The sequence below is a fragment of the Ideonella sp. P3_A4 genome, assembly GCF_056403075.1.
Map to the genome: position 1 here is coordinate 1 of NZ_JBFUGE010000411.1, position 5,328 is coordinate 5,328.

Here is a 5,328-nt window from a genome sequence, read left to right on the forward strand (position 1 = left end):
GCGCCAAGGCGTGCCGATCGTCGCGTTGAAGACCGGCGCGTCCGCGCTCGGCGCGCAATTGGCCGGCAGTCACACCCGTGCGCTCACCGGGCCGGATCGCCTAGTCGACGCACTATTCGACCGTGTCGGAATCGCACGCGTCGCCGACCTGCCGCTCTTCCTGGAAACGCTGAAGCTGCTGCACGTGTGCGGTCCGCTGGCGGGCACGGCCATCGGCTCGCTCAGTTGCTCGGGYGGCGAAGCATCGTTGGTCGCCGATCTTGGTGAACGTGCCGGCCTGCAGTTCCCACCGCTGCCCCCGGCCGTGCAGCAACAACTGCACGAAGTTCTCGGGCCGCAGGTGCCGCTGGCCAATCCGCTGGACTATCACACCTACATCTGGGCCAGTGTGCCGGCGCTGACGCGCTGCTTCGCGGCGATGCGGCAAGCGCCGACAGCTGCGTCGCTGCTGGTGCTCGACTTTCCGAATGTCGCGGCCGACGGCAGCGACATGACCGACAGCCTCGCGCCCGGCTGGGCCGAGTCGCTGGACGCTTACCTCGCGGCGCGCGGCACCGGTGACATGCCTGCCGTGCTCGTCAGCACGCTGGCCGAGCTGATGCCCGCCAGCGCAGCCGAACGTGCGCTCGCTGCCGGCGTCGCACCGATGCAGGGACTGGCCGACTGTCTACAGGCGTTGGCTGCCGCGTCCTTCATCGGCCGCCGCCGGAGCGAGCGGACAAGCTTGCGACCGGTCGCGTCGCCAGTCCCCGTTGAAGACGGCGTTGTGCTCACGCTCGATGAAGCCGAAGCGAAAGCCATGTTGTCCGCAGCGGGCGTGCCGGTGCCGGCCCACCGCGCGGTCACGACAGCGAACAAGGCTGTCGCCGCAGCCCATGTCATCGGCTTCCCCGTCGTCGTCAAGACGGTAGCCAGCGGGCTGCTGCACAAGAGCGAAGTCGGCGCGGTGCGGTTGAACCTGCGCGACGCCGAGGCGGTCTGCCAAGCCGTGGCGACGATGCCCGGCCCATGGCTGGTCGAGGCGATGGCCACCGGCGGCGTCGCCGAGTTGCTGGTCGGCATCACCCACGATCCGCAGTTCGGCCTCGCATTGACGCTGGGCGCCGGCGGCGTCTGGGTCGAGCTGTTCGGCGACACCCGCACGCTGCTGCTGCCGGCTCAGCGCCACGAAATCGAGCAGGCGCTGAAGAGCCTGCGTTGCGCGCCGCTGCTGGCCGGCTACCGCGGCAAGCCGCCGGCCGACATGCCGGCGCTGCTGGATGCGATCGAGGCCACGCTGCGCTTCGCCGAGCAGCACGCCGGCCAGCTGCATGAACTCGAGATCAACCCCTTGATCGCGCTGCCCTGTGGCGCGGTCGCTGTCGACGCGGTCGTGCGCCTGGCCGACCGACCTGTCCCCACCGCCACGCCATGACCTACGCCACCAAGAAACCCAACACCCACACGCTGCGCGCCAGTTGCCCCGCGGCCACCGGCATCATCGCCGCGGTGACCAGCCACCTGGCCGGCCGCGGCCACTACATCAGCGAACTGTCGTCCTACGACGACGAAGAGACGCAGCGCTTTTTCATGCGCTGCAGCTTCCAGGTCGACGGCGACCACGGCGACGAACGCACGATCCTCGGCCCCTACTTCGCGAGCGTGGCCGACCGCTTTGGCATGCACTGGGAGGTCAGCCGCGCCGACCGGCCCAAACGGGTGCTGCTGATGGTGTCCAAGCACGACCACTGCCTGCGCGACCTGCTGTACCGCTGGGAATCGGGCGAACTGAACATGGACATCATGGCGGTCGTCTCGAACCACGACACGCTGGAGCCGATGGCCGCGCGCCACGGCATCCCGTTCCACCACCTGCCGATCACGCCCGACAACAAGGCCGCGCAAGAGAACACGCTGCGCATGCTGGTCAACGACCTGCGCGTCGAGCTGGTGGTGCTGGCGCGCTACATGCAAATCCTGTCGGACACGCTGTCGAACGAATGGCGCGGCCGCTGCATCAACATCCACCACTCGTTCCTGCCCGGCTTCAAGGGCGGCTCACCTTACGCCCAGGCCCACAGCCGCGGCGTCAAGCTGATGGGCGCCACGGCGCACTACGTGACCGGCGACCTCGACGAAGGCCCGATCATCGAGCAGGACGTTCGCCGCATCGACCACCGCTATTCAGTCGCCGAGATGCAAGCCATGGGCCGAGATGTCGAGAGCCATGTGCTGTCGAACGCGGTGCGCATGCACCTGGAAGATCGGATCTTTATGGATGGGAACAAGACGATTGTGTTCGGGTAAGGATCAGATGCAGCGCCGATGTCGTGCGCACCGGCGTGCATGGTGTCGATCCCCCATGCACGCCCCCGCAACGAGGACCACGAGAACCACTTGCGAAGCGACGGCCTTGAACCGACGCTTCACTCTCGGCACGTGAACCCATCCATCGAATCGCCAAGCCCGATCAACCGCTGGCGAGATGGTCAACGGGCACTTCAGGCGATCACATTGGAAACGCGAAGGAAGCTGCCGTTGGAGATCTGCAGGAAGTCGCCGCGGCTGCTGCTGCGCACGGCCACAAAGATCTTTTCGCCTGCCAGCAGAACGACCGGGCCCGAATTGAGGTAGCACCATGCATCCTGGTTGTTGCCGGCGCTCTCGACGGCCGACTCCGCCAGCAGGTTCATGGTCCCACTCGGGATGGCGACCGCCTTGGCACCGTAGCGGTTCTCCACCATCACTCGCGCGACACCCGGCGCCACGATGCGCGCCGAGATCTGCACGGCGGCGTTCTTCTTTTCGCCCAGGATGGCATCCGTCAGGCTGGTGTGGCTGACCCGCACCAGGTCGCCCACCGCGGGATCGAAACTGCTGGAAGGCAGCGGCACGTCGGTATAGGTCATGCCTCCCGCAGCGACGGTCCCGGGCTCCCACGTGACAGTGGTGCGCGCGGCCTTCGGCACGCTCGAACCGGGCGTGTCGCACGCCGCCATCCGGTCGTACCGGCTCGTGTCGGGGATCGCAGTGACCTCGCCTTGGGTGTAGACCGGCGGCTTCACGCCCGCCCTCGCGCGCAGGATCATCAGCTTGCGCGAGTCGACGTCGTACCCGTCCTGCCCCGACCCCCGCGACTGCGCAGGCCAGTCCATGTTGGCGGTCATGTGGTACAGGTCGTCCTTCAACACGGTGATGACGCCGTCCCCCGTCATCGCGTACTTCCCACCGTTGGACTCGTCGAAGATGTTCTTCGTGAGCGGGATCATGAAAAGGCGATCGTCCGGGATGCGGATCACACCGYATTCCTCGACATGGTCGGTCGGGGTGTAGGTGAAGTAGCCGCGCTGGATGCCGCGCATGCCGCCAGGGACAAAGTGCTCGGGCTGGGCGCCCCCGAGTGCCTGCCGGTTCGATCGTGCATTCGCCGCAAGCGGCATCGCCAAGGCTGCCGCGGCAGCTGTCAGTATCGTTCGACGGTTAGTCATGGTTAGCTTTCCTCGTTGGACATCAGCGCGCGTCATGCGAATGACGTGGCGTTGAAAAGTTGGATTTCGTGAGCACTCAATGAAGAAGACGCGAAAGAAGCGGCAACGAAGACATTTCAAACTAGGGGGTATGTAAATATCGAGTTATGTCGTCGGTTTAGGCGTCGTGCGCCAGGCTTCGGGAGGCCAACCTGTTCTTCGACGTCGTGGCCAAGCACCATGAGCGCAGGAGCGTGGTGCTCACGAGCCACTTGCCGTTCACGCTCGACATCCGCGATCCACCGCCGACGCGGGGCGGTCAATGGATGAGAAAGGCGTGCGACTATTCCCACGTGAACAGTTCATCCAACCTTTCCCGCGCGGCTTGCGCGCGCTGCCTGCGCCCGCAGGCGACCTGCCTGTGCGCGCTGGCACGGCCGACCGCCCACCGCACCGAGGTGCTGGTGCTGCAGCACCCGCAGGAACAGCGCCAGGCGAAGAACAGCGTGGCGCTGCTGCGTCTGTCTCTGGCGCACTGCGAGGTGGTCGTCGGCGAGCACTTCGCCCCCGAAGCGCTGCAGGCACTGCTGCATCGCCCCGGGCGGGACACGCGGCTGCTGTACCCCGACGCGCCAGCCGCGCCCGCGCCGTCGGCCTCGGGGAGGACGGCGGGCGCGCCCCTGCGGCTTGTGGTGCTCGACGCGACGTGGCGCAAGAGCCTGCGGATGCTGCTCGAGCACCCGGCCCTGGTCGCGCTGCCGCGGCTGTCGCTGGACGCGCCGGCGCCGACCCGCTACCGCGCGATCCGCGCGGCGCGGCGGGCCGACCAGGTCTCGACGCTGGAAGCCACCGTGCAGGCGCTGGCGATGCTGGAGGGCCCGAGCTTCGACGCCGCGCCGCTGCTCGACGCCTTCGGCCGCTTCGTCGCCGGCGTGGCGGCCCGGCAGCGGCCTCAGGCGCCGTCGGGCCCGGCGCAGCCCGATGCCGGCGCCCCGGTCAGCTCAAACGGCGAAACCYGATCACTTCTCGAAGCTGAGGACGAAGTTCGGGCCGCGGTCGTCGATCTGTCCGTTTTCCAGCAGCACCTTGTTGCCRTCTACCGTGTCGGCCAGGTGGCCGCAGCCGCCGTACCTCTGGTCCGTCAGCACATTGCGCTCCCAACCGATGCCGCTCTTGCTGGACTTGTAGACGACGTCGGGCGCCTTGTCCTGCAAGGTCTTGTCGCAGGCGGCGTCTTTGAGCGCCACGTAGATGTCGGGCCGGCCGTCGCCACCGAATTCGCCGACTGTCAGCGAGGTGCCGATGCCGGGCAGCTTGTCGCTGAAATCGGCACGCTCGAACCAAGGCGCCTTGCCGATGTTGAACCAGATTTCAAGCACCGATTTGTCCCGGATCAGCAGCAGGTCATCGCGACCGTCACCGTTCATGTCGTGCAGTTTGGCAGCGTTCCACTGCCCCACCAGGGCCGCCGGGAAGATCTCTTTGAAATCGCCCTTGCGGTCGTTGAGGTAGATATGGCCTGCGTGCTTCTCGTGGCAGACCAGCACATCGTCCCATCCGTCGTGGTCGATGTCACCCTTGGCCGCGCACTGTGCGCCGCGATCGCCGGTGGCCTGCGTCACCTTCTCGACAAAGTGCGTGCCCCCTTGATTGATGAACATGCGGCTGATGTTCGGCTGGCCATCGTCGCGCAGCCTGGGGAAGTTCGTCATGTAGACGTCGGGAAAGCCGTCATGGTTGAAATCCATGAAGACCGGGATGYGAGCGCTGCCATAAGGATCCTCCGCACCGTGGTTCGCAGCCTTGGTGAAGGTGCCATCGGCGTTCTGCATCCACAGCTCGTTCAACCCGGTGCCGGTGCCCTTGTCGGCGCCTACTGCAC

General features: G+C 66.7%; 4 protein-coding genes and 1 pseudogene. 3 read left to right on the top strand and 2 right to left on the bottom strand.

The window, feature by feature from the left end; genetic code table 11:
* Both AC1DYI_RS25425 and purU read left to right on the top strand, forming a co-directional pair.
* On the top strand, nucleotides 1-1,414 hold a 1,414-nt coding region (locus AC1DYI_RS25425; protein WP_477206920.1), incomplete at its 5' end, for an acetate--CoA ligase family protein.
* The gene (purU, locus tag AC1DYI_RS25430; RefSeq protein WP_477206921.1) at nucleotides 1,411-2,286 is read left to right on the top strand and encodes a formyltetrahydrofolate deformylase; all 876 of its coding nucleotides are present in this window, start codon (nucleotides 1,411-1,413) and stop codon (nucleotides 2,284-2,286) included. The genes AC1DYI_RS25425 and purU, both read left to right, overlap by 4 nt.
* Before the next feature lie 194 nt (nucleotides 2,287-2,480).
* Here purU and AC1DYI_RS25435 read toward each other — a convergent pair whose 3' ends face one another.
* Nucleotides 2,481-3,425 (bottom strand): hypothetical protein, encoded by a 945-nt coding sequence (locus AC1DYI_RS25435; RefSeq protein WP_477206922.1) that lies wholly within the window; start codon nucleotides 3,423-3,425, stop codon nucleotides 2,481-2,483.
* Between the two features lie 347 nt (nucleotides 3,426-3,772).
* Between AC1DYI_RS25435 and AC1DYI_RS25440 the strand changes: the two are divergent.
* A pseudogene (locus tag AC1DYI_RS25440) lies at nucleotides 3,773-4,315 on the top strand (tRNA-uridine aminocarboxypropyltransferase); the annotation flags it as partial.
* 150 nt (nucleotides 4,316-4,465) lie between these two features.
* Here AC1DYI_RS25440 and AC1DYI_RS25445 read toward each other — a convergent pair.
* Nucleotides 4,466-5,278, bottom strand: coding sequence for an FG-GAP repeat domain-containing protein (locus AC1DYI_RS25445; protein ID WP_477206923.1), 813 nt, complete (start codon nucleotides 5,276-5,278; stop codon nucleotides 4,466-4,468).
* Nucleotides 5,279-5,328: the final 50 nt, after the last annotated feature.

What these genes read in the sequence shown, in the direction of transcription:
- purU (WP_477206921.1), top strand. Translation starts at nt 1,411, where the DNA reads ATGACCTACGCCACCAAGAAACCCAACACCCACACGCTGCGCGCCAGT.